Source organism: Mycolicibacterium sp. ND9-15 (assembly GCF_035918395.1).
Classification (GTDB): domain Bacteria; phylum Actinomycetota; class Actinomycetes; order Mycobacteriales; family Mycobacteriaceae; genus Mycobacterium.
The window spans coordinates 3,642,927-3,663,169 of record NZ_CP142362.1; the positions used below are offsets into that span (position 1 = coordinate 3,642,927).

Genomic DNA, 20,243 nt, shown 5'->3' on the forward strand with positions numbered 1-20,243 from the left:
GGGCATGGGTGGCTGCGATTGCGCCAAGGGCGGCACCGCATTCAGAAGCCATCGCTGGCCGTACCGCACGCATCTCTGCGCCCGTTGTCCGCACGAAACCTGCTGGACGAGTAGCCAAGGATGCAAAGCAAGAGTGAAATATGCACACGTCGCGTAAGTTCGCTGGCTAGCAAGCCGTACCGAGCTAGATCCGCACAGTGTGGGTTCGAGTCCGGCTGCGGTCACGAACACTCCTGACGCCGAAGGGACCCGATGGCCAGTTTTCTGACCGGCATTCGGCAGCGGCTGCAGCACGTGACCGAGGCGGGGCGTGCGGCGAAACGACTCGTCGAGACCGGGGTCCTGGACCTGAGAGATCTGGGCGGAACGCTTCAGGGCGCCAAGCTCGTCGGTGTCTATGGACCGCAAGCGACGATGGCTATCCAGGGTGGCCGCAGGTTTCCCACCTTGCCGGCGATCGTCGACGAGCGCGGGACATTGACGTATCGACAGGTCGACGACCAGTCGTGGGCGTTGGCGCACGGCCTGCGGTGTCTTGGTGTAGTCGAGGGTTCCGTCGTCGGGTTGCTGTGTCGCGATCACCGGGGCCTGGTCATCGCGATGGCCGCGTGCGGCAAGCTCGGCGCCCGGATGGTGCTGATGAACACCGGGTTCGCCAAGCCGCAGTTCGCGCAGGTCTGCGCGCGCGAGAAGGTGACGGTGGTGCTCCACGACAGCGAATTCATGGCGCTGCTCGATGCGCTGCCCGCCGACCTGCCCCGCGTGCTGACCTGGGTGGACGACGGCGCCGAAATACCGGCGGCCGCACACACACTCGACGAGATCGTCGTCTCGAACTCCACCGAGCCATTGCCCTCGCCGAGCAAGCCCGGCGGCTCGGTCATCTTGACCAGCGGTACCACCGGAGTGCCGAAGGGGGCGCCGCGCGACACCGTGAACCCGCTTGCGACGGCGCAGATCGTCGACCGAATCCCGTTCCCCCGCAAGGGCACGATGGTCATCATCTCGCCGATCTTTCACAGCACCGGCTGGGCCACTTACACGGTCGGCGCGGCGTTGGGCAACAAGATCGTGACCGCCAGGCGGTTCAACGCCGAAAACACACTGAAGCTCATCGCCGACCACAAGGCCGACATGCTGGTCGCGGTCCCGACCATGTTGCACCGGATGGTCGAGCTCGGCCCCGACACCTTCGCCAAGTACGACACGTCCTCGTTGAAGGTGATCCTGATCGCCGGCTCGGCACTGAGTCCCGACCTGTCCACCCGGGTGCAGGACACCTTCGGCGATGTTCTCTACAACATGTACGGCTCCACCGAGTGCGCCATCGCCACGGTTGCCAATCCGGTTGAGCTGCGCGCCGCACCCGGCACCGTCGGTCGTGCGCCGGTCACCTGCGAGGTGGTCCTCTACGACGACAACGATCAGCGCGTCGAGGACGTCAACCGTCGTGGCCGGATCTTCGTCCGCAACGGTGCGCCGTTCCAGGGTTACACCGACGGCCGCAGCAAGCAGATCATCGACGGCTACATGTCAAGCGGCGACACGGGCCAGTTCGACGAGAACGGGCTGTTGTTCGTCGACGGCCGCGACGACGACATGATCGTCTCCGGCGGTGAGAACGTGTTCCCGCAGGAAGTGGAGAATCTGCTCGAGGAGCGGGCGGACGTCGCCGAGGCGGCTGTGGTGGGTGTGGACGACGTCGAGTTCGGAAAGCGGTTGCGTGCCTTCGTCGTTCCCGAGCCGGGTGCGGTACGGGACGCCGCGGAGGTCAAGCAGTACGTGAAGGACAACCTGGCCCGTCACAAGGTGCCTCGCGACGTGGTTTTCGTCGAGGAGCTACCCCGCAACGCCACCGGGAAACTGCTGCGCCGGGTCCTGGTCGACATGGACGTCGACAGCTGACAAGCCAGACCGATTACGTGGTCGTCAGCTTCAGGTACTTGTCGATATGGGAGTGCTGGAAAAGCCGGCGGCGGCGGGCCGGTAGTTGCGGCTCGGCGACGGCCGCGTCGATGATCGTCGGTTCCACGACGTCGTAGGTCTGGCCGCCGACCTGTACTGTGGCCCGCCCGGCGGCAAGTACGTTGCGCAGCCAGTCGACACGGGTGCCGTAGGGCAGCGGGATGATGAGACCATCCTCCACGCGATCGGCCACCACCGGTGTCGCATACCGGCGCCCCGACCGCCGCCCGGTGTATCGGATGACGGCGGCATACCAGTGCCTGCGCCCGGCCAACCGCAACATCAGGGGGTTCAGCACGTGTTTGTTGAAGGGACGGATCCGATCTCGAACTGCCAGGATCAGGTCAGACATGACTCGATACTGCACGCTCGGAGCCACTCCTCGCGAGGGCCGAAACTACTTCGAAAAAGGACTTTCGGCACACACGCCTTGAGTCTTTGGTGGCACGGTCACCGTGTCGCGAGGTACTTCTCGAGCTTGTCCAGCTGCGCCTTGTAACCCCACTTCATGCCGAAGGCGGCCATCTTGGCCTTCGCGCCGATGCGGGTGATCGTCACGTGCAGTTGCACATCCGTCACGCCGTCGCGTTCGGTGAGCGTGACGTCGTTGGTGTGGTGGATCGTCGAACCCTCTTCCTCGCCTTCGGTCCACGATCGCGCGTCGTAGCACAGGCGGGTGGGTTCCTCGATGCGGGTGAACGTGCCAGTCATCGGCCAGCGGGTGCCCTGGTACTTGCCCATGCTCTCACCGGCCTCCATGACGACGTGAATTCTGCCTCCGACAGCCAGGTCGATCTCGCAATCGGGCACGAATGTCTTCTCCGGGCCCCACCACTCGCGCAGCATGTCCGGCTCTGTCCATGCGCGCCAAACGGTCTCTATGGGTGCATGGTACGAGCGCTCGAGATGAAGGTTCTTGGTCTTCTTGAACATCTGCATCAGCATGGTGAGTCCTCCAGGTGTCGGTCGACAAGCGTGTCGAAGAGGCGATCAGCGGGCGTCCGGGTCGTTTTCCGTCCTTTCGGTGATGGACTCGAGGTATCTGCCCAACGAGTCGAGGCGGGCCTCCCACAGTTGCGCGAAGGATTCGGCCCAGCGACCGATCTCCTCGAACGGTGCTGCCTCGAGGCGGTAAATCCGCTGTCGGGCCACGGCCTGGCCGGCGACGATCCCCGAATCACCCAGCACTCGAAGGTGTTTGCTCACCTGCGGTTGCCGAATCTCGAGTGTCGCCGCGATCTCGCCCACCGAAAGCGGTCCTGCGCGCAACAATTCGACGATTTTCAGGCGGCTTGGCTCGGCAAGAGCGCCGAAGACCGTCGACTGCACACTGCGAAAATACGCGCCATGACATATTCCTGTCAAGGAATATCTCACAACGGCTACCGTGGAGTCATGGCGCGCACTCTGATCATCGGTGGCCACGGCAAGGTCGCTCTGCATCTGTCGCGAATTCTCAGTGGCCGCGGGGACGAGGTGACCTCGGTGTTCCGCAACCCCGATCACTCCGAGGAAGTTCTGGTGACCGGGGCCCAACCGGTGGTGGCCGACATCGAGCGGATGGACACCGATGCGCTTGCCGAGCTTGCCGGCGGGCATGACGCGGTGGTGTTCTCCGCGGGCGCCGGCGGCGGCAATCCGACACGCACCTATGCGGTGGACCGAGACGCCGCCATCCGCGTGATCGATGCCGCCGAGCAGGCGGGAGTGCCCAGGCTCATCATGGTGTCCTACTTCGGTGCTGGGCCCAATCACGGTGTACCGAAGGACAACTCGTTCTATCCCTACGCAGAGGCCAAGGCCGCTGCAGATGCGCATCTGCGGGCCAGCGGCCTGAAGTGGACGGTTCTCGGGCCGGGCAGTCTGACCCTGGAACCGGCGACTGGGCGCATCGCCGTCGGCCCCGACGCCGCCGGTGGCGAGGTGTCCCGGGAGGACGTCGCGTTGGTCGCCGCCGCCTGCCTGGCCGACGACACGACCGTCGGGCGCACCATCGAGTTCAACAACGGCGGCGTACCGATCGCCGAAGCGTTGTCTCAGGGGGCGTGACGTATCGGCTCGTCGGCTGCACGCGAACTACCCGTCGTGATTGGCGCAGGAACGGCCGATCGCTCTCCGGTGCCTGCCGGACGACACCTCGTTCGCATCACCTATGCATTCATCGGATGGCCGAACTTGGTCTGCAGTTCGTCGACGTAGTCGCTGTAGGCGGCGATGACGTCGTCGAGGTCCAGTTGTTCGGGTAAGTCATCGGGTCGTTGGCGCACGGTCAGGTAGGTCACGGTCGCAGCGACCACGCTGGTTTCGTCGGCGTGGGGCCCGGCGATGCGGGCGACGGCCTCGGGGTTGGCTCGTATCCGGATGGCGATGAGGTCCTCGTCCTGGGGGATATGTACGAGGTAATCGTGATCGCCGAGCGCTTCGATGGCGGGGTCATTGGTGCTCATAATCGCTGCTCCTTTCCAGAGATTCGCCGCCGCGACGACCGCTCACCGGGATGCGCGCGGGAACCGTCACCTTCATTCCCGGCGGATGCGGGCGCGAGGTGGGCCACACACAGGTCCGGTTCAACCAAAGGGTCGAGCCGGTCGACGGTCACTGGGCCGCGCATCCCGTCAAGCGCCCCTTGCATCAGCCCGAGGTGTACCGCGCAGATCATGGTGCCGTGTTCGTCGACCAGCTCGTGGAATGGGCAGTGCCGCAGTCGGATCTGTGCTGCACGCCGACTGCGGGGCGGTTCGGGTTTGAACCCGAGGTCACCGAGCAGGTCGGTAAGTGCCGAAACGGTCTGGGATTTGGACCGAGCCCGACTGCGATGGTGTTCGACGAGCGACGTGCCCCACGAGCGACCAAGCTCGGCCGCGGCTCCGCCGGGATCATCGGCACTGGTGGCGAAGTAGTCGGCGAAGATGCCGGCGAGCAACCGGTAATTGGTCGGACCGGCTGGGTCCATCCGGCGCAACGCCCGGAAGAGCGTTGGCGGTCGCCCCGGACCGGCGGTGTCGCCTATCAGTTGCTCGACACGCTGGGCGCGGACCAAGGCGTCGAGGTGGAAACGAATGGTGTTGGGATGCAATCCCATTTCTCGGGCGATATCGGCGATGCTGCGCGGCGCAGTCGAGTTGCGCAGCAGCGCCAGGATGACGTCGCGACGCCCGGAACCAACAGGCGGACTCTTCGGTGTCGCGTCGATGGGCATCAGGTCGCCTGCGGTGGAAGGGCCGCAACCATCTCGGTGTCCGCGTCAAGAGCGCCGAGTTTCGCCGCCCCGCCCGGTGATCCCAGAGGTCGTTCCTGCCCTGGCAGGGTGTCGGTGAAGAACTTGGCGTTCTCCGCGGTATAGGGTTCCAGCGACGCGGGAAGGTCGTCTTCGTAGTAAATCGCCTCCACCGGGCACACCGGTTCGCACGCCCCACAGTCCACGCATTCGTCAGGATGGATGTAGAGCATCCGACCGCCCTCGTAGATGCAGTCGACGGGGCACTCCTCAACGCAGGCAAGGTCCTTGATGTCGACACAAGGTTGCCCGATCACGTAGGTCATATGCCAACATTACTACAATTGACACTCGTAGTAATAGTATCTGCGGAGCAATTCTCCGGTCGAGGCATGACGATGTTTCGGATGCCGATCTTCACCTGGAACATAGTGACACCGGCGGCGACCTACACCCATGTCGAGAACGGGGTCACGTTCGTCGACGGCTGCGACCCCGGCCACGGACGGGTCGTCCTCGCCTATCCGGGGCCGGGGTGATTGTTCAGGGAGCTGGGCGCGCCCCGCTTCCGCGGACGCTAATGCCGTTCGGCGAGCAGATCGGCAAGGACCGCCGCTTCGCTGATATCAACCGCTTTGGACGCAGTGAGAAGCGTCAGCGTGTGCTTATCCGCCAAGTCGCGTAGATGCGCCAGCGCATCGGCACGGGCGGACTCGGCCAATTCTTCGCCGTAGCGACGCGCGAACTCGTCGAACAGTTTCGGATCGTGGCGATACCAGGTGCGCAGTTCGGTGGACGGCGCGACGTTCTTGCACCACTCATCCAGCTGCGCCCTGGCTTTCGTCATGCCGCGGGGCCAGATCCGGTCCACCAGGATGCGGGTGCCGTCGTCGGCCGACGCCGGGTCATAGATCCGGCGCACCCGGACATGTCGCTGGCGGGTCATCACTTGCCTGACACGAGTCTGGCCACGCAGAGTTCGGGCTCCACGAACGGCTCGAGGCGCGCCGACAGCGCGGGACCTCGGCTCTTCTGTTGACATTCCTCAACCGGCGTCTTGGCCACCAGACCCTCCAGCAATCCCCGGTGTATCTCGCACACCACTTCCGGGCGCGTCCGGGCGAGATCCCTGACCGGGCAGGCGTGCAGCCGAATGATCCGCTCCGGCCTCGGCACCGGTGGGGTGCGGGCAACGAGTTCGGGCGCAAATCCCATGCCGGTGAAAGCTACGGTGGTGCGTACGGCCGCGCGGTCGAGGACGTCATCGGCGTGGGTCGCGGGCGACGTCTCGACGGCATCGGCATCCGACTCCTCGGGGGTCGCCATGCGGGCGGCCCACTTTCGCCCGGCATGCTGCGCACGGCGAGCGCGTGTGTGGACGTTCCGTCCCAACTCCATTGCCAGGATCTCAGCCAGAATCCGGTAATCCACCCGCTGTTGGACCGCCCGGTAGCCGGTTCGTGGCCGGCCCTTGCCCGCCCGGGGCAGCCTGGTGCGCACGATCGCGCCCTCGTCACACAGCGAGTCCAGATGAAACCGCACCGTGGTCACATGCGCGCCGATTTCTGCGGCCAGCTCGAGCGCATCGACAGCATCGCCGTGCTCGCGCACCATCGTAAGCACTCGTTCACGTTGTCGATTGCGCGGCAACCGGTTCCGCCGCTGCCGCCCGGCCCGGGCATCGGTTTCCTCGTTCACCTCGACCCCTATCCCTCGGCCTTTTTAGCGGATATACTTCCGTTATAATACTGGCACCTCAACGAAGAGTAAACATGTCTGTGTCCACGCTCCACACGCTCGCCGTCCAGCCAAGCCCGTCGACCGCAGAAGGCCTCCGATTGCGGTTGAAGCCGCGCGGTCAGCGCTCGGGATTCGTCCATGGTGGTTGGTGGCCGCGGTCGACGCAGTTGGCCACCGAACTTCCCGGCCTACTCGTCGACCTCACGTCTAGGTTGGGCCATGTCGAGCGGGTCGTGTACGACGAGAATCTGTGGGCCTCAGGGCCGTTACGTATCGAGGCGGGGGGCCACCCGGTCCTGCTGGAGGCCTCTCGCGACGAGTCGCTGAACATCCTGTCCGTGATCGGCCGACAATTCGGGACGCTGGTTCTGCTTGTGGTCCCTCCGTACATCAAACCCGCACTCGCGTACACGGCTGTGACGACAGCGGCCGATCCCGATGATTGCTCCACCGCCGACGAATTGCTCGGTATCGATGAACACGAGGCCGAGGATCGGCGTCAGGCGCTGATCGCCCAGCAGCGCTGGGAGACCGAAGGGGGCGCGCTCCGGCGCTTAGACCACGAGGTCGGCGAGATCGACCTGCGCACAACAAGACCCACGGTGCAGCATGCTTGACGGCATGGCGCAGAACCTGGCTGCACCAACGAAGGACCGGGCCGCAGACGCTGCCCGGTCATTGAGATAACAGAGAGAGGACGGGAGCGACAATGCCTAGCCGTAGCGCACGTACCGCGTGGAAGGGAAGCTTGCAGGAGGGTTCGGGTGAGGTGGAGCTGACAAGCTCGGGTGTGGGGACGTTCAACATGTCGTTTCCCAGTCGCGCCGCCGAGAAAGCCGACGGCAACACGAGTCCCGAAGAGCTGATCGCTGCCGCGCATTCGGCCTGCTTCGCCATGCAGCTGTCCGCTGTGATCGCAGAGATGGGCGCAACGCCAGAGAGCTTGGATGCCACGGCCGTAGTCTCACTCGGCCCGGACTCGCCGGGATTCAAACTGACCGGGATAAAGCTCACCGTCCGCGGAGCGGTCGACGGGCTCGACGCCGACGGGTTCAGCAAGGCCGCCCAGGCCGCGAAGGAGAGTTGCCCGGTCAGCAAGGCGTTGACGGGTGTGCCCATCAGTCTCGACGCCGCATTGGCGTGATCCGCTCACCGATGGACACGAAACCGATCGGAGAATCACATGTCCGACTCCGTTTATCAACCCACCACCCCCGAGGTCTCTGCCCGCCGTAAGGCGCTCGCACCCGAGATTCACGACGCCTTCGAAGGTTTCAGCAAGGCCGTGTTCGCGGAGGGCGCGCTGCCAGAGAAGACCAAACAACTCATCGCAGTGGCGGTCGCACACGTCACGCAGTGCCCGTTCTGCATCACCGGCCATACCAAACTGGCCGGCCGCAAGGGTGCCACCCCGGAGGAGATCATGGAAGCCATCTGGGTGGCCGCCGAGATGCGGGCCGGGGGAGCCTTCGCGCACGCCACCTTGGCGATCAACGCGATGGACAACGGCAGCGGTCACCGTCACACCGCCGACGGACGGTCGTGAAGACCACCAGCTTTGATGCGCACGCAGCGTCGACGGCGCCAACTGCTCGCCCGGGACTGAAACAGGACGAGGAATATGTCATCCAAGAGGCCGCCGGCTCTCTTCTCGATACTGGCTCCACGGCTTATGAAATGGAGGTCCAAGTCGAACGCAGCGATCTATCGCGCCACCGGTGGACGCATCGGCGGCCACGAGTTGGGGATTCCGCTGTGTCTGTTGACCACAACGGGCCGCAAGAGCGGGTTGTCCCGAACGAGCCCACTGATATTCTTGGCAGACGGTGCTCGCGTGGTCCTGGTGGCATCACAGGGCGGTCTGCCCAAGCACCCGATGTGGTTTCTGAACCTCCGTGCGAATCCCGAAGTGCACGTGCAGATCCGAGCCGAAAAGCGCCCCATGCGCGCTCGCGTCGCCGACGACGCGGAACGCACACGACTCTGGCCGCGACTCATTGCGCACAATCCGCGGTGGGCCACATACCAATCGTGGACCGATCGGGTGATTCCGGTAGTGATCTGTGAGTCGACCTAGCTTCGGGTCAGGTGGTGACGCCGATGAGCGCGAAGAACTCCTGGCGTGAGCGAGCGTCGTCGCGCAACGTGCCCAGTCATGCGGACGTAGCCCCGCGCCATCCGGCCGGCGGTGCCGCCGAGACTTCCGACTCCAGCGAGATCCCCAGCGCTCGGAGGAAGGCGGCGGCGATTTCCGCGGCGGCGAGTCGCATGGGTCGGCTTCCTCTCGGCAGGCACGAGATTCCCCGTCCACCCGCCGAAGCAAGTGGGCTCGACGGGTGAGCGCGGCGGTGGGTGAAGCACCTATGCGACAGGGGAATTGGTGGCCGATACGGTGTGCCGACCCCAGGCCGGGTCATACAGCGAGGCCAGCCGACCTAGTGTCAGTGCGGCCAACAGCAGGCCGAGATCACGCAAGGCGATGTCGTAGAAGCCGGAGAATGTCAGCAGGTTGACGATGATGCCGGCGAGCCAGGCGGCGACGATGTAAGCGGCGTATCGCGGCTTGATCGCAACGGCGATGCCCGCGACGATTTCGATCACGCCGACAACCATCATCGTGTGAGCCGGACTGAGCGGGCTCAGGTCCGCGATCCAGCCGGCCAGATAGCCTTCCCAGTTCGCCGGAGACGTAGTGAGCAGGTTGAAGAACTTGTCAAGGCCCATGAGAATCGGTAGCACCGTAAACCCAACCCGGAGAAGCAGAAACGCGCCATAGGCGGGATCGCTGCGGGCGCGGTCCAGGACGCCGGCAGGTACAGATGTCGAACGTGAGGTGGTCATCTCGAGGCCTCCTTGTAAAAGTGATAGGACACATTTTTAGAGTCTTCCCCCGCCGACTATTTGTCAAGACTTTTTGATGTTAGATTTGGGGAATGCCCATCCACCGACCCGCCGATCTGAGTCCGACATGACGACGGCATTCGTGCTGTCCGGGGGCGCGAGCCTCGGGGCGGTCCAGGTCGGGATGCTGCGCGGCCTGGCCGACGCAGGGACCACACCGGACCTGATCATCGGCACATCCGTCGGCGCATTGAACGGCGGGTGGATCTCCTCGCGGCCCGACCGTGCCGGCGTCGATGCGCTGGCCGACCTGTGGGCGTCGCTGTCGCGCAACGACGTTTTCCCTACCCGCCCGATCCTGGGGCTCCTGGGCTTCCTCGGTCGGCGTCCGAACCTGTTGCCCGACAGTGGTTTGCGGCGGCTCCTCACCGACCACCTCGAGTTCTCCCGGCTGGAGGATGCGCCGATTCCCCTCCACGTGGTGGCCACCGACGTGCTCTCGGGCCATGACGTCCTGTTGTCGTCGGGAGACGCGATCGACGCGATCTTGGCCAGCGCCGCCATCCCCGCCGCCTTCCCGCCGGTGAAGATCAATGGGCGGTACCTCATCGACGGTGGTGTCGTGAACAACACCCCGCTGTCACATGCCATCGCGCTCGGAGCCGATCGGGTCTGGGTACTGCCGACGGGCTACTCCTGCGCACTGTCCAAGCCGCCAAAGGGAGCGTTGGCGATGGGCCTGCACGCGTTGAATCTCGCCATCAATCAACGCCTCGCCGTCGACATCGCCCGCTTCGAGGGCTCGGTCGACCTGCGCGTGATCCCGCAGCCCTGCCCGATCGGCATATCACCGGTGGACTTCTCGCACTCGGCCGAGCTCGTCGAGCGATCGCATACCGGGACGCGCGAGTGGCTGGCGAAGCCCCGTCCGACAACCGGTCAGGCAGCCTTGCTCGCGCCGCACCGTCACTGAGCGGCTACGGGCCCTATTTGTCAATCTATTTTGGTGTTAGAGTTGAGTATGTCCACCCATCGACCCGACGATCTGGCTGCATTGACTGCTTTGAGCCATCTCGAGGACCCGCTACGACGCCGGTTGTACGAGTACGTGGCCGAAAGCGATGGACCGATTTCGCGGGAGCAGGCTGCTGCGGCTGTGGGGATCGGACGGACCCTTGCCGCTTACCATCTGGACAAGCTGGCCGACGCCGGCATATTGACTATCAGCTATCAACGCCTCACCGGGCGTGCCGGACCGGGGGCTGGGCGCCCTGCAAAGCTCTACACACGCGCCTCGCGAGAGATGACGGTCAGCGTGCCGCCCCGCGATTACGAACTCCTCGCCAGGCTGCTCGTCGCCGCGGTCGAGCAGGATGCCGGTGGCGCAGTACGTGCGGCGGTGAACGGCGTCGCGCTCGAAGCCGGCCAGCGTGCGGGAGCACAATCTGGCGGGGACGTAATCGCGGCGTTGCGCAGTTGTGGTTATCTGCCCCACGTCGACGACGACGATTGCGTCAGCCTGCGAAATTGTCCGTTTCATATGGTGGCTCGTGACCACCGAGAGGTGGTGTGTGGCCTGAACCTGCGCCTGGTCGAGGGGGTCATCGCGGGTTGTGGTCATCCGCAGGCGCTCGCGGAGCTCAGCCCACACCCCGACCGATGCTGTGTTGTGTTGCACGGCCTGGGATCCCGGCATGCAGGCAGGTCGCAGACGCAGACCACACCCGCCGAGCGAGAGGCTCAATGATGACACGGTTGGAACGGCTTTACGCCGAGCAGCGGCAGAGCCCGTGGCTCGACAACCTCACCCGCCCCTACCTTCGCGACGGCACCCTGGCCGGATTTGTGGCCGGTGGGATACGCGGCGTGACAGCCAATCCCACGATCCTGGCCAAGGCGATCGAAGGTTCCGATGCCTATGACGCCCAGTTCGCCGCATTCATCGCGCAGGGCTATGCCGTCGAGGACGCGTACTGGGAACTTGCTGTGCAGGACGTCGCCGATGCGCTCACCGTCTTGCGCCCGGTCTACGACAACTCGGGCGGCAGCGATGGTTTCGTATCGATCGAAGTTGCTCCGGAGCTGGCGCGAGACACCGACGCCACGATCGCCGCGGCCCGCCAACTGCACCAGCGGATCAGCGAGCCGAACCTGTTCGTGAAGGTCCCGGCAACCGCCGAGGGCATCCCGGCGATCGCGGCGTTGATCGGCGCGGGATTGAACATCAATGTCACCCTGATCTTTTCGCTGGCGCGTTACGCGCAAGTGATCGACGCCTATCTACACGGTCTGGAAGCCCTGACGGCACGCGGTGGTGATGTCGCTACGGTTCGAAGCGTTGCGTCGTTCTTCGTCAGCCGCGTCGACACCGAGGTCGACCAGAGGCTCGAACAGATCGGCGGTCAGGACGCGCTAGCGCTTCGGGGGCGTGCGGCGGTCGCCCAGGCGCGTCTCGCGTACCGGCTTTTCCGGGACCGGTTCAGCGGCCAGCGATGGAACGAACTCGCAGCCCTCGGTGCGCGTCCGCAACTGCCATTGTGGGCGTCGACGTCGACGAAGAATGCCGACTATCCCGACACGCTCTACGTCGACAGCCTCATCGGCCCGGACACGGTCAACACCATGGCCGAGGCGACGATCGCCGCATTCGAGGATCACGGCACCGTCTCGCGCAGCGTCGACGTGGACGTGGAGCAGGCAGATCGAGTCATGCAGGACCTGGCGACGGTAGGAGTGGATATGGACGAGGTCGGCCGCACGCTCGAAGGCCGAGGCGTCGACGGTTTCCACAAATCATTTGCCCAGCTGCTGAACACACTGCGCGACAGGGCGCACGAGCTGGCACAACATTGAGTCCCGTCGGATCGCCGGCGAAACGGAAGCAAACAGAAGAAGGATGTGAGACAGATGAGCGCACAGGAAACGTTCGTCATCGTCGGCGCCGGACTGGCGGGTGCCAAGGCAGCCGAGGCGCTACGCGCTCAGGATTTCGGCGGAAAGGTCGTGCTTATCGGGGACGAGAACGACCGACCGTACGACCGACCGCCTTTGTCAAAGGGTTACCTGCTGGGCAAATCCGAGCGCGAAGAAATCTACGTTCATCCGCCCGAGTGGTACGCCGAGAACGATATCGATTTACGCGTCGGCACACGAGTCGTCGAAATCGATCGGCCTGACCATGCCGTGAAAACCCAACGCGGAGAAGAGCTCCGCTACGACAAGCTGCTCCTGGCAACCGGTTCCTCGCCGAGGCACCTGCGCGTGCCCGGCGCCGAGCTGGGTGGCGTGCATTACCTGCGCCGGGTCGCCGACAGCGAGGGACTGCGTGCGGCCTTCGATTCGGCACAGCGGGTGGCCATGATCGGAGCCGGCTGGATCGGCTTGGAGACGGCGGCCGCTGCGAGGGCCGCCGGGTGCCATGTGACCCTGATCGAGAGATCAGAGCTGCCACTGCTGACGGTGCTCGGGCCCGAGGTGGCCGCCACCTACGCTGACCTTCACCGCAACCACGGTGTCGACCTGAGGCTTGACGCGGAGGTGATCGAGATCGTCGGAGCGAGCAGCGGAGTGACCGGTGTCAGCTTGGCTGACGGTGTAGTGCAGGCCGACGCCGTCGTGGTCGGCGTGGGCATCACACCCAACACCGAGCTGGCCGAAGCAGCCGGGCTGCCGATCGACAACGGGATCGTCGTCGACGAACACCTGGCCACCGTCGACCCCGATGTGTTCGCTGCCGGGGATGTCGCCAATGCCTACTACCCAACGCTGGACACCCACCTGCGGCTCGAGCACTGGTCGGCTGCCCTGAACCAAGGACCCGTTGCGGCCGCGAACATGATCGGCAAGCCCGTGTCGTATGACCGGGTGCCGTACTTCTTCTCCGACCAGTACGACAGCGGGATGGAATACACCGGCTACGTCGACGGCGGCGGTTACGACACCGTCGTGTTCCGTGGCGATGTCGCCGGCGGCGAGTTCATCGCATTCTGGATGCGGGATGGGCGGGTACTCGCGGGGATGAACGTCAACGTCTGGGACGTCACCGAGGCCATCGAGGGGTTGGTGCGCTCCGGTGCCCAGGTCGATTCGGCGAAGTTGGCCGACCCCGCAGCCCCCTGGCAGGAGTTGCTGTCGAGTAAGTGAGACGCACTGCTCCTAGGTGATGTGCCGGTGATCGTTCATCGGCTGCCCGCCAGTCGCTCGTCGAGCGTGGCGTGGAAGCGGCCGATCGCGCTCTCGTGCCTGCCGAACTCCACGAACGCGTTGGCTCCTGCGTGCAGACCCCGCTGGACGCCCTCGGACATCTCGTTGTCTTCTATGCCTCCGGCGTTGAGGAGGTTTCGCGACCCCGCGGCGTCTTCCGGGCTGGCGGACACCCGCTCCGCCACGTGGGGTGTCACCATGGCGTAGATCGTGACGGTGGTGTGGTCGATGTCGATCGGGTCGATCGTTATCACCAGCACTTGGTTCGGGAACGTCGCAACCATGACGTTCGGGAAAAGGTGGTACACGTAGGTCACCCGGTGACCTACGTTCCAGGTGGATTCGGGGCGCTCGCGCAGTCGCTCAATGTTCTGGTAGGGGAAGGTGATTCGGGTGTTCGGGCCGAACGCTTCGACAATGTTGAGATCGTCGTATTGAATCGGGTAGAACGTCTCCTTGTGCGTCGTGCGGATGTGGTAGCCCTCCAGGAACTGCTCGACGAGCACCTTCCAGTTCATCGCGCGCAGGGCCGGCCTGACGGTGAAAAGCCGGTCTGCGGGTAGCAGCTTGGCGCGCCACGGGCTGCCGTCGGCCAGGGCGGCCATCGCGGTGTCGGCGCGTTGCGGATCGGGCGGCGGTGACAGTGGGCCGATGATGATCAGGCCGTCGACCTCACGACTGTCGACCTCGACGAGCCCGCGGGCAGACACGTCCAGGTCGGGGAACGCCTCGGGGTGGGGAACGTGGGAGAGTGAGCCGTCGAGGCGGTAGGTCCAGCCGTGATAGCGGCAGACCAGCGCGCGGGAGCATCCCGGCCCCTCGACCAATGCCATACCGCGGTGGCGACAGGAGTTGCGAAATACCCGGGCGCGACCGTCCCGGTCGCGTACCGCACAAAGCGGTACTCCGAACGTGACACGTTCGGCATGATCGCCGGCGTTGGGAATGGTTGCCGACGGCATGAACACGCTCGGGAATGCGCGCAGGGTCTCGAGCTCGTTTACGAATCGGATTGGGTCCAAATAGTTCTCGACAGGTTCGCGCCAGGCATCGCCTTCGTCGGTCGTACCCGCGTCGATATGCGCAAAGATGCGACGAACGATCTCGACATCGTCGGCGACCGACGCCGTGGTCGGGATGCTCATACCGAAGAAGTATCACACTGTACTCACCACGCGTCAATGAGATCGTGAGATGATGACCGCGTGTCCGATGAGCGCCGCAGCCGGGTAGCCGATCTGATCGGTGACCTCTCGTTCAGTGCTCGATCCGTCCTCGCGACAGCGTTGCTGGGCGCCGACGAACCCCACCTCACGGTCGGTGAACTCGTCGCGATGGCTTCGCTTTTCGGCATCAGCGACGGCGCCGCTCGCACCTGTCTGTGGCGCATGGTCTCCAACGGGGAACTCACCAGCGACGACGGCACCTACACGCTCGCGGGTGGCCTGTTGGAGCGGCGCCAACGCGTCGACGCGGCATCCCGGGACGCCGACATTCGGTCGTGGGACGGCACCTGGGAACTGGCCGTGGTGTCGTTGGACCGCCGGTCGGCGGCCGACCGACTTGCGCTGCGGAAAGCCGCAACGGGACTGCACCTCGTCGAGCTGCGGCAAGGCGTCTGGATTCGGCCGGACAATCTGGATCGGGACAGGTCGCCGGTGCTGCGGGCGGTGCTGGACCGGCAATGCGTCCACTTCCACGACGCCGCGACCGATATCCCCGCCGAAACCGTCAGATCCCTTTTCAGCCTTCAGCATTGGGCGGTCGACGCGCGGCGGATCATTCGCGCCCTGTGCGACGAGATCGAGACCGAAGCTGTTGCGACCGACGACTTCGCATACTGGTTCGCGTTGTCCGTCGCCGCCGTCCGTCATCTTCAACTCGACCCGCTCTTACCCGCTGAGTTCGTCCCGAGGGACTGGCCGGGCCAGGACTTGCGCAGCGCCTACCGTCGCTTCGACGAGGTGTACAAGCAACGACTGAGCACTGCCTTCCGCTGACCGACCTGACCAACGTCGGCGCTGACGAATGTTCTGAGCATCGACGTGGTGTACTCCGGGAGCATGGCCGGCGGACGTGTTCGCTTGTGCTGCCTCTGCTTTGACACTGCTTACGGCCATTCCTCCGGCGTGCGCGCGGCACGCCTCGACATCGCCGGTGCTGTGACAGTCGATCAGCCGGAGCCTGCATGCTGCGAGTGCCTCATCGGCGTAGCATTGAACTTCGTGCGATTCGGTGGCAGTGCGGCTCGAGCAGGACGACACGTCTTGCTCAGGGTGGGGGTCGGTGCCCTCGTCGTCGCACTCGTTGCTTCATGCAACCAGAGCGACAGCGACGAGCCGTCTTCGGGCACACCGATGACGCCCTCGCCCAGCATTACGGCGACCACCTCTTCACCGAACAGCTTGCCGGCTCCGGGTACCTATTCTTCCGGACCGGTTTCCGGCGATCAGGCCAGCGCAGAGTCAGCGATCGAACAGGGATATGACAAGAAGCTGGCCGACTGCGACGCGACCCGCGACGCCGTGGCCGATATCGTCGCAATCACTTGGAACGCGCCGGGCTTCAGAGTGAACGACGGCGGCTCGGGGACGATTCAAGACGCGGATCGCTCTCTCGGTGGAGATTTCGTCGCCACGTATCGGGACGGTCACTGGAACGTCGTTTACAACTGGTGCTGAGTCGGTACCTGCACCGATTACGAAATCCGTTCGTCACAGGGAATCGAGAAAGTCCTGCACCACGCGTAGGTAGCGTTCCGGTGCCTCGACATGGGCGAGGTGCGAGCAGCCCTCGAGCAGTATCCACTGCGCCCCGGGGATGCCGCGTTGCAGCACGCGGTTGATGGCGGGGGTGGACTCGTCGTGTTCTCCCGAGATCAGCAGCGTCGGCACGCGGATCTCGGCGAGCCGCTGGGTTCGATCCCAGTCCGCGAGATTGCCGGTGACGTGAAATTCGCTGGGCCCCCACATCACGAAGTAGGGCTGCCCGAGACGGTCGAAGCTGCGACGCACAGAGTCGGGCATCGATTGCACGCGGATGACGTGGCGGGCATAGAAGACCTCGATCGCTGCCCGGTATTCCGGGCTGTCGGTGGTTTTTGCGGCCTCGTGTCGCGCCAGCGTGGACTGCACGTCGGGTGGCAGGTCGGCACGCAGGCGTTGTGCCTCGGCACCCCACAGCGGGGCACTGGAGGTGCTGTTGGACAGGACCAGCCCGACCAGGCCGGCGGGCTGGGTGAGCGCGTATTCGATGGCGAGCATGCCGCCCCAGGATTGACCGAGCAGCACCACGCGATTCAGGCGAAGCGCCCGACGGACGCTGTCGATTTCGGCGACGAAGCGTGGCAGCCGCCAGCGTTCGGGTTCGTCAGGGCAGTCGGAGCGCCCACACCCCAGCTGGTCGTAGAACACCACGGTCTGTCGGGGCCCGGCCAGCGCTGCCAGATTCTCGAGGTAGTCGTGCGGGAATCCCGGCCCGCCGTGCAGGACCAGCAGGGGTGCGCGTTCGTCCTCCGCGCCACCGCCCAGTCGACGGGTCCAGACGCGCAGCTCGTCTTCCACCGCGATGAAGCGCTGCTCGTCGATCATCGCCGCAGGACTGCGACCGGCTGCCATGTCATGCCCCCAATCTTGTGATAGCTCGGATGGTCGATGGTCCGTTTCACCAGCATTCAGGCCCCGGTCTTCCCCAGGCTGGACACATAACCGACGACGTCGCCGAGACACCAGACCGCGTAGAGCACGGCTTCCAACGCGTGCTTCGTGACGTGGGCGTCGGAGATGAGACCCGCCATGTCGTCCTGTACGACACGCTGCTGGACGGCCGCTTCACGGACGGCGAAATCGCTTGGGTGTCCGCCCGAGTTGGCACAACTTGCCCGCAGTCACGTCTGGACGGGCGTGGTGTGGTTCGCCCTTTTCGCAATCCCGGTCCTGGCGGCGATCGCCTGGGCCACCGAGCGCCGAGGCGGCATACGTGACCCAGCGGTTGTTCCACTGGCCCTGGTGTGTGCGTTCGCACTTTCCGTTCTGGTACTGCCGGCACAGAACTCGATCTCACGCCGCTACGAGACGGAGGCCGATTGGCTGTCTCGGCGCGTCACAGATCACCCGGCGACTGCCATTCGGCGCAGCGGCGGTTCACGTGACGGGGTTGGTTGATCCCACGCCGCCGGAATGGGCGCAGATCCTCCGCGGCACGCATCCGACGACGATGCAGCGGATCGAGATGGCGAAGGCGGCCGAGAGACGCTGATCGCGGCGCGGTTGCTCACCATTTCGCTCGATGTTGCCGGTCATGCAAGAGCCAAGTCCAGATGTTCGAGACGGCGCACCAAAAGGCTCGACAACCAGCGGCCAACGTCCCTCGCTTCGACCAGGGTTGTCCGCTCAAGCAATAGGCTGACCACGAGCTTGGCCTCCAATCTGGCCAGAGCCGCGCCTACGCAGAAGTGAATGCCTTTGCCGAAACTGATGTGCCCCTTCGCGGAAGCGCGATCCAATCGAAACTGGTCCGGATCGTCGAAGTGCGTCGGGTCGTGATTGGCCGCACCCCAGAGCAGCAGAAGTCGTGAGCCCGATGGCAGTTCGACGCCGCGGAGTTCGGTGTCGTTCACCACATGGCGATAGTGACCGCGAAACGGCGGCTCGTAGCGCAGGGTCTCTTCGAGGAATGCGCCGAGGAGTTGCGGATCATCGCGCACCTGCTGTTGCACGTCGTGGCGGGTCGCGAGAACCCATGCGGCGGAACCGATCAGCGATGCCGTGGATTCCCCGCCGGCGCTGAACAGTGTGATCATCATGGCTAGTGCCGCGATGTCATCCAGTGCGCCGTCGGCACACGCTGTCGCCAGGTCGCCCAGCAGATCGTCCTGCGGGTGGGTCGCCGCCTGCTGGAACTGTTCGGTGATGTAGCCGCTGAGTTCCATTACGGCAATACCGGCGGCTTCCAGCTGCTCCCGGGTGACCAGTCCCTCGACGACTTGAGTGGCCGAGTACCCCCACCGGATGAGCTTGTCGATGTCAACGTCGGGCACACCGATGATCCTCCCGACAACCATCATCGGCAGGCGGTTGGCCATCGCGCCCATCCATTCGACGCTTCCGTTGCTGGCGTTGCTGTTCCATAACTCGGTGGCGGTGTCCGCGATGAACGGCTCGAAGGCGCGGATGCGCTTGGCGGCCATTTGCGGCAGCAACGTTTTGCGGTGAATGCCATGGAACGGCTCGTCAGCGGTGGCGAGCGCCTGTGTGGCGCCGCCGAGTTCGCCGACCGGGAATGCCGACACACCGCACCCGGGCTGGTAGACCATGGTCGCCGTCAGGTTCGAGGAGAAGTCCTCGCTGCGGTCGATCGCCTCGGTGACGGCATCCCAACTGCTGACGGCGAAGAACTCCGATTCTCCGATGCGGTGGACCGGTCCCGTCCGGTGCATCTGCGCGTAGAGCGGATACGGATCCTGGATGTACCGATCGTCGAAGAGTGCGAGGCCGAGCGCACCATCCGGGGATGCCATCCCTCAACGTTCGCGACGAACAGGCTCTGAGTCAACGGATGCCGATGGATTCGAAACACCGAAGACGGGCAGTGTGGCGACCTCGTCTCATCGCACACTCGGTGGCCTGCGCAGATCGTGAGAATGACCACCACATTTGTCTCACACCTGAGAAAATACCCTAGAACCGATGCAGAGAGGCCGGCCCCCGATGACTCGCGACGACTGGATAGTCGGTTGCGCCCGTCGCGACGTTGCGGCCGACCGGATCTATCGAGCCGCCACCGAACTCGTTGTCGAGAACGGACTGGACGCCTTCGACATCGACGCCCTGGCAGCGCGACTCCATTGTTCGCGAGCCACGATCTATCGCTACGCCGGAGGGAAGGCGCAGATACGTGACGCGGTGCTGATGCGCCTGGCCGCGGGGGTCATCCAAACCGTTCGGCACGCCGTCGAGGGGCTCAGTGGACCGGACCGGGTCATTCGCGCGATCAAGGTGGCTCTCGACCAGATCAGGGCCGATCCCATGCGGCGATTGATGCTTAGCACGAGCAGCGCTCCTCACCTGGGTGAGCTGCATTCTTCGCCCCTACTAGGGCATCTCGCGGCCGAACTCGCCGGAATCACCGACGACGATCCCGAGGCTGCGCAGTGGATCGTGCGCGTAGTCGTGTCTTTCGCCTACTGGCCGACGAGCGACGGGCAGGGCGAGGAGCACTTGCTGCGGCGCTTCATCGCCCCGGCATTCGCCGAGTAACTCCATCCACTGCGGGTTCG

Annotated in this window: 27 protein-coding genes; 14 read left to right on the top strand and 13 right to left on the bottom strand. The window is 64.8% G+C overall.

Annotated elements, in window-relative coordinates; genetic code table 11:
• Positions 1 to 252: 252 nt before the first annotated feature.
• On the top strand, positions 253 to 1,905 hold the full coding sequence (locus QGN32_RS17260; protein ID WP_326545531.1) for an acyl-CoA synthetase: 1,653 nt from the start codon (positions 253 to 255) through the stop codon (positions 1,903 to 1,905).
• Positions 1,906 to 1,918: 13 nt separating this feature from the next.
• On the opposite strand, the gene QGN32_RS17265 is transcribed toward QGN32_RS17260, so the two are convergent.
• The 3 genes from QGN32_RS17265 to QGN32_RS17275 form a co-directional block, all read right to left on the bottom strand.
• On the bottom strand, positions 1,919 to 2,317 hold the full coding sequence (locus QGN32_RS17265) for a nitroreductase/quinone reductase family protein (RefSeq protein WP_326545532.1): 399 nt from the start codon (positions 2,315 to 2,317) through the stop codon (positions 1,919 to 1,921).
• 98 nt (positions 2,318 to 2,415) lie between these two features.
• Positions 2,416 to 2,910, bottom strand: a complete 495-nt coding sequence (locus tag QGN32_RS17270) for an SRPBCC family protein (RefSeq protein ID WP_326545533.1) — start codon at positions 2,908 to 2,910, stop codon at positions 2,416 to 2,418.
• Positions 2,911 to 2,955: 45 nt separating this feature from the next.
• Positions 2,956 to 3,294 carry an ArsR/SmtB family transcription factor gene (locus tag QGN32_RS17275; protein ID WP_326545534.1) on the bottom strand — a complete coding sequence of 113 codons (339 nt, stop codon included), beginning with the start codon at positions 3,292 to 3,294 and terminating at the stop codon, positions 2,956 to 2,958.
• Positions 3,295 to 3,360: 66 nt separating this feature from the next.
• On the opposite strand from QGN32_RS17275, the gene QGN32_RS17280 reads away from it, so the two are divergent.
• Complete coding sequence (locus QGN32_RS17280) at positions 3,361 to 4,014, top strand: SDR family oxidoreductase (protein WP_326545535.1); 654 nt, start codon at positions 3,361 to 3,363, stop codon at positions 4,012 to 4,014.
• Between the two features lie 101 nt (positions 4,015 to 4,115).
• On the opposite strand, the gene QGN32_RS17285 is transcribed toward QGN32_RS17280, so the two are convergent.
• The 3 genes from QGN32_RS17285 to fdxA are packed head-to-tail and all read right to left on the bottom strand — an operon-like array spanning position 4,116 to position 5,508.
• Positions 4,116 to 4,412 carry a hypothetical protein gene (locus tag QGN32_RS17285; protein ID WP_326545536.1) on the bottom strand — a complete coding sequence of 99 codons (297 nt, stop codon included), beginning with the start codon at positions 4,410 to 4,412 and terminating at the stop codon, positions 4,116 to 4,118.
• A complete protein-coding gene (locus QGN32_RS17290) occupies positions 4,409 to 5,164 on the bottom strand; it encodes a helix-turn-helix transcriptional regulator (RefSeq protein ID WP_326545537.1) in 756 nt (251 codons plus the stop codon). The genes QGN32_RS17285 and QGN32_RS17290 overlap by 4 nt, the downstream gene beginning before the upstream one ends.
• Positions 5,164 to 5,508: a ferredoxin gene (gene fdxA, locus QGN32_RS17295; RefSeq protein ID WP_326545538.1), complete on the bottom strand. Its 345-nt coding sequence runs from the start codon at positions 5,506 to 5,508 to the stop codon at positions 5,164 to 5,166. Before fdxA ends, QGN32_RS17290 begins: the two co-directional genes overlap by 1 nt.
• A gap of 66 nt (positions 5,509 to 5,574) precedes the next feature.
• On the opposite strand from fdxA, the gene QGN32_RS24310 reads away from it, so the two are divergent.
• Positions 5,575 to 5,721: a hypothetical protein gene (locus tag QGN32_RS24310; RefSeq protein ID WP_442791719.1), complete on the top strand. Its 147-nt coding sequence runs from the start codon at positions 5,575 to 5,577 to the stop codon at positions 5,719 to 5,721.
• Between the two features lie 38 nt (positions 5,722 to 5,759).
• Here QGN32_RS24310 and QGN32_RS17305 read toward each other — a convergent pair whose 3' ends face one another.
• Positions 5,760 to 6,128, bottom strand: a complete 369-nt coding sequence (locus QGN32_RS17305) for a DUF488 domain-containing protein (RefSeq protein WP_326545539.1) — start codon at positions 6,126 to 6,128, stop codon at positions 5,760 to 5,762.
• Positions 6,128 to 6,880, bottom strand: a complete 753-nt coding sequence (locus tag QGN32_RS17310) for a helix-turn-helix transcriptional regulator (protein WP_442791720.1) — start codon at positions 6,878 to 6,880, stop codon at positions 6,128 to 6,130. The genes QGN32_RS17305 and QGN32_RS17310 overlap by 1 nt, the downstream gene beginning before the upstream one ends.
• A 74-nt stretch (positions 6,881 to 6,954) precedes the next feature.
• On the opposite strand from QGN32_RS17310, the gene QGN32_RS17315 reads away from it, so the two are divergent.
• From QGN32_RS17315 to QGN32_RS17330, 4 genes are all read left to right on the top strand, one after another.
• Positions 6,955 to 7,539 carry a DUF5994 family protein gene (locus tag QGN32_RS17315; RefSeq protein ID WP_326545540.1) on the top strand — a complete coding sequence of 195 codons (585 nt, stop codon included), beginning with the start codon at positions 6,955 to 6,957 and terminating at the stop codon, positions 7,537 to 7,539.
• 92 nt (positions 7,540 to 7,631) lie between these two features.
• Positions 7,632 to 8,066 carry an OsmC family peroxiredoxin gene (locus QGN32_RS17320; protein ID WP_326545541.1) on the top strand — a complete coding sequence of 145 codons (435 nt, stop codon included), beginning with the start codon at positions 7,632 to 7,634 and terminating at the stop codon, positions 8,064 to 8,066.
• Positions 8,067 to 8,105: 39 nt separating this feature from the next.
• Positions 8,106 to 8,468, top strand: coding sequence for a carboxymuconolactone decarboxylase family protein (locus QGN32_RS17325; protein ID WP_326545542.1), 363 nt, complete (start codon positions 8,106 to 8,108; stop codon positions 8,466 to 8,468).
• A 75-nt stretch (positions 8,469 to 8,543) separates the two neighbouring features.
• Complete coding sequence (locus QGN32_RS17330) at positions 8,544 to 8,999, top strand: nitroreductase family deazaflavin-dependent oxidoreductase (RefSeq protein WP_326545543.1); 456 nt, start codon at positions 8,544 to 8,546, stop codon at positions 8,997 to 8,999.
• A 284-nt stretch (positions 9,000 to 9,283) separates the two neighbouring features.
• Here the strand turns inward: QGN32_RS17330 and QGN32_RS17335 are convergent, their stop codons facing one another.
• Complete coding sequence (locus QGN32_RS17335) at positions 9,284 to 9,763, bottom strand: DoxX family membrane protein (protein WP_326545544.1); 480 nt, start codon at positions 9,761 to 9,763, stop codon at positions 9,284 to 9,286.
• Between the two features lie 127 nt (positions 9,764 to 9,890).
• Between QGN32_RS17335 and QGN32_RS17340 the strand changes: the two genes are divergently transcribed.
• Genes QGN32_RS17340 through QGN32_RS17355 form a run of 4 tightly spaced genes read left to right on the top strand, consistent with a single transcriptional unit; the run spans position 9,891 to position 13,906 of the window.
• Complete coding sequence (locus QGN32_RS17340) at positions 9,891 to 10,736, top strand: patatin-like phospholipase family protein (protein ID WP_326545545.1); 846 nt, start codon at positions 9,891 to 9,893, stop codon at positions 10,734 to 10,736.
• A gap of 48 nt (positions 10,737 to 10,784) precedes the next feature.
• The gene (locus QGN32_RS17345) at positions 10,785 to 11,510 is read left to right on the top strand and encodes a helix-turn-helix transcriptional regulator (RefSeq protein ID WP_326545546.1); all 726 of its coding nucleotides are present in this window, start codon (positions 10,785 to 10,787) and stop codon (positions 11,508 to 11,510) included.
• A complete protein-coding gene (tal, locus tag QGN32_RS17350; RefSeq protein WP_326545547.1) occupies positions 11,510 to 12,616 on the top strand; it encodes a transaldolase in 1,107 nt (368 codons plus the stop codon). Before QGN32_RS17345 ends, tal begins: the two co-directional genes overlap by 1 nt.
• Positions 12,617 to 12,670: 54 nt before the next feature.
• Positions 12,671 to 13,906 (top strand): NAD(P)/FAD-dependent oxidoreductase, encoded by a 1,236-nt coding sequence (locus tag QGN32_RS17355; protein WP_326545548.1) that lies wholly within the window; start codon positions 12,671 to 12,673, stop codon positions 13,904 to 13,906.
• A gap of 35 nt (positions 13,907 to 13,941) precedes the next feature.
• On the opposite strand, the gene QGN32_RS17360 is transcribed toward QGN32_RS17355, so the two are convergent.
• Positions 13,942 to 15,111, bottom strand: coding sequence for an aromatic ring-hydroxylating oxygenase subunit alpha (locus tag QGN32_RS17360; RefSeq protein WP_326545549.1), 1,170 nt, complete (start codon positions 15,109 to 15,111; stop codon positions 13,942 to 13,944).
• Positions 15,112 to 15,171: 60 nt separating this feature from the next.
• Here QGN32_RS17360 and QGN32_RS17365 point away from each other — a divergent pair, with 60 nt between their 5' ends.
• A complete protein-coding gene (locus QGN32_RS17365) occupies positions 15,172 to 15,966 on the top strand; it encodes a PaaX family transcriptional regulator C-terminal domain-containing protein (protein ID WP_326545550.1) in 795 nt (264 codons plus the stop codon).
• Between the two features lie 63 nt (positions 15,967 to 16,029).
• Positions 16,030 to 16,647, top strand: a complete 618-nt coding sequence (locus QGN32_RS17370) for a hypothetical protein (RefSeq protein ID WP_326545551.1) — start codon at positions 16,030 to 16,032, stop codon at positions 16,645 to 16,647.
• 33 nt (positions 16,648 to 16,680) lie between these two features.
• Here QGN32_RS17370 and QGN32_RS17375 read toward each other — a convergent pair whose 3' ends face one another.
• From QGN32_RS17375 to QGN32_RS17385, 3 genes are all read right to left on the bottom strand, one after another.
• Positions 16,681 to 17,583, bottom strand: a complete 903-nt coding sequence (locus QGN32_RS17375; protein ID WP_326545552.1) for a proline iminopeptidase-family hydrolase — start codon at positions 17,581 to 17,583, stop codon at positions 16,681 to 16,683.
• Between the two features lie 56 nt (positions 17,584 to 17,639).
• On the bottom strand, positions 17,640 to 17,762 hold the full coding sequence (locus QGN32_RS17380; RefSeq protein ID WP_326545553.1) for a hypothetical protein: 123 nt from the start codon (positions 17,760 to 17,762) through the stop codon (positions 17,640 to 17,642).
• A gap of 501 nt (positions 17,763 to 18,263) precedes the next feature.
• Positions 18,264 to 19,484 carry a cytochrome P450 gene (locus QGN32_RS17385; RefSeq protein ID WP_326545554.1) on the bottom strand — a complete coding sequence of 407 codons (1,221 nt, stop codon included), beginning with the start codon at positions 19,482 to 19,484 and terminating at the stop codon, positions 18,264 to 18,266.
• 190 nt (positions 19,485 to 19,674) lie between these two features.
• Between QGN32_RS17385 and QGN32_RS17390 the strand changes: the two genes are divergently transcribed.
• The gene (locus QGN32_RS17390; protein ID WP_326549123.1) at positions 19,675 to 20,223 is read left to right on the top strand and encodes a TetR/AcrR family transcriptional regulator; all 549 of its coding nucleotides are present in this window, start codon (positions 19,675 to 19,677) and stop codon (positions 20,221 to 20,223) included.
• Positions 20,224 to 20,243: the final 20 nt, after the last annotated feature.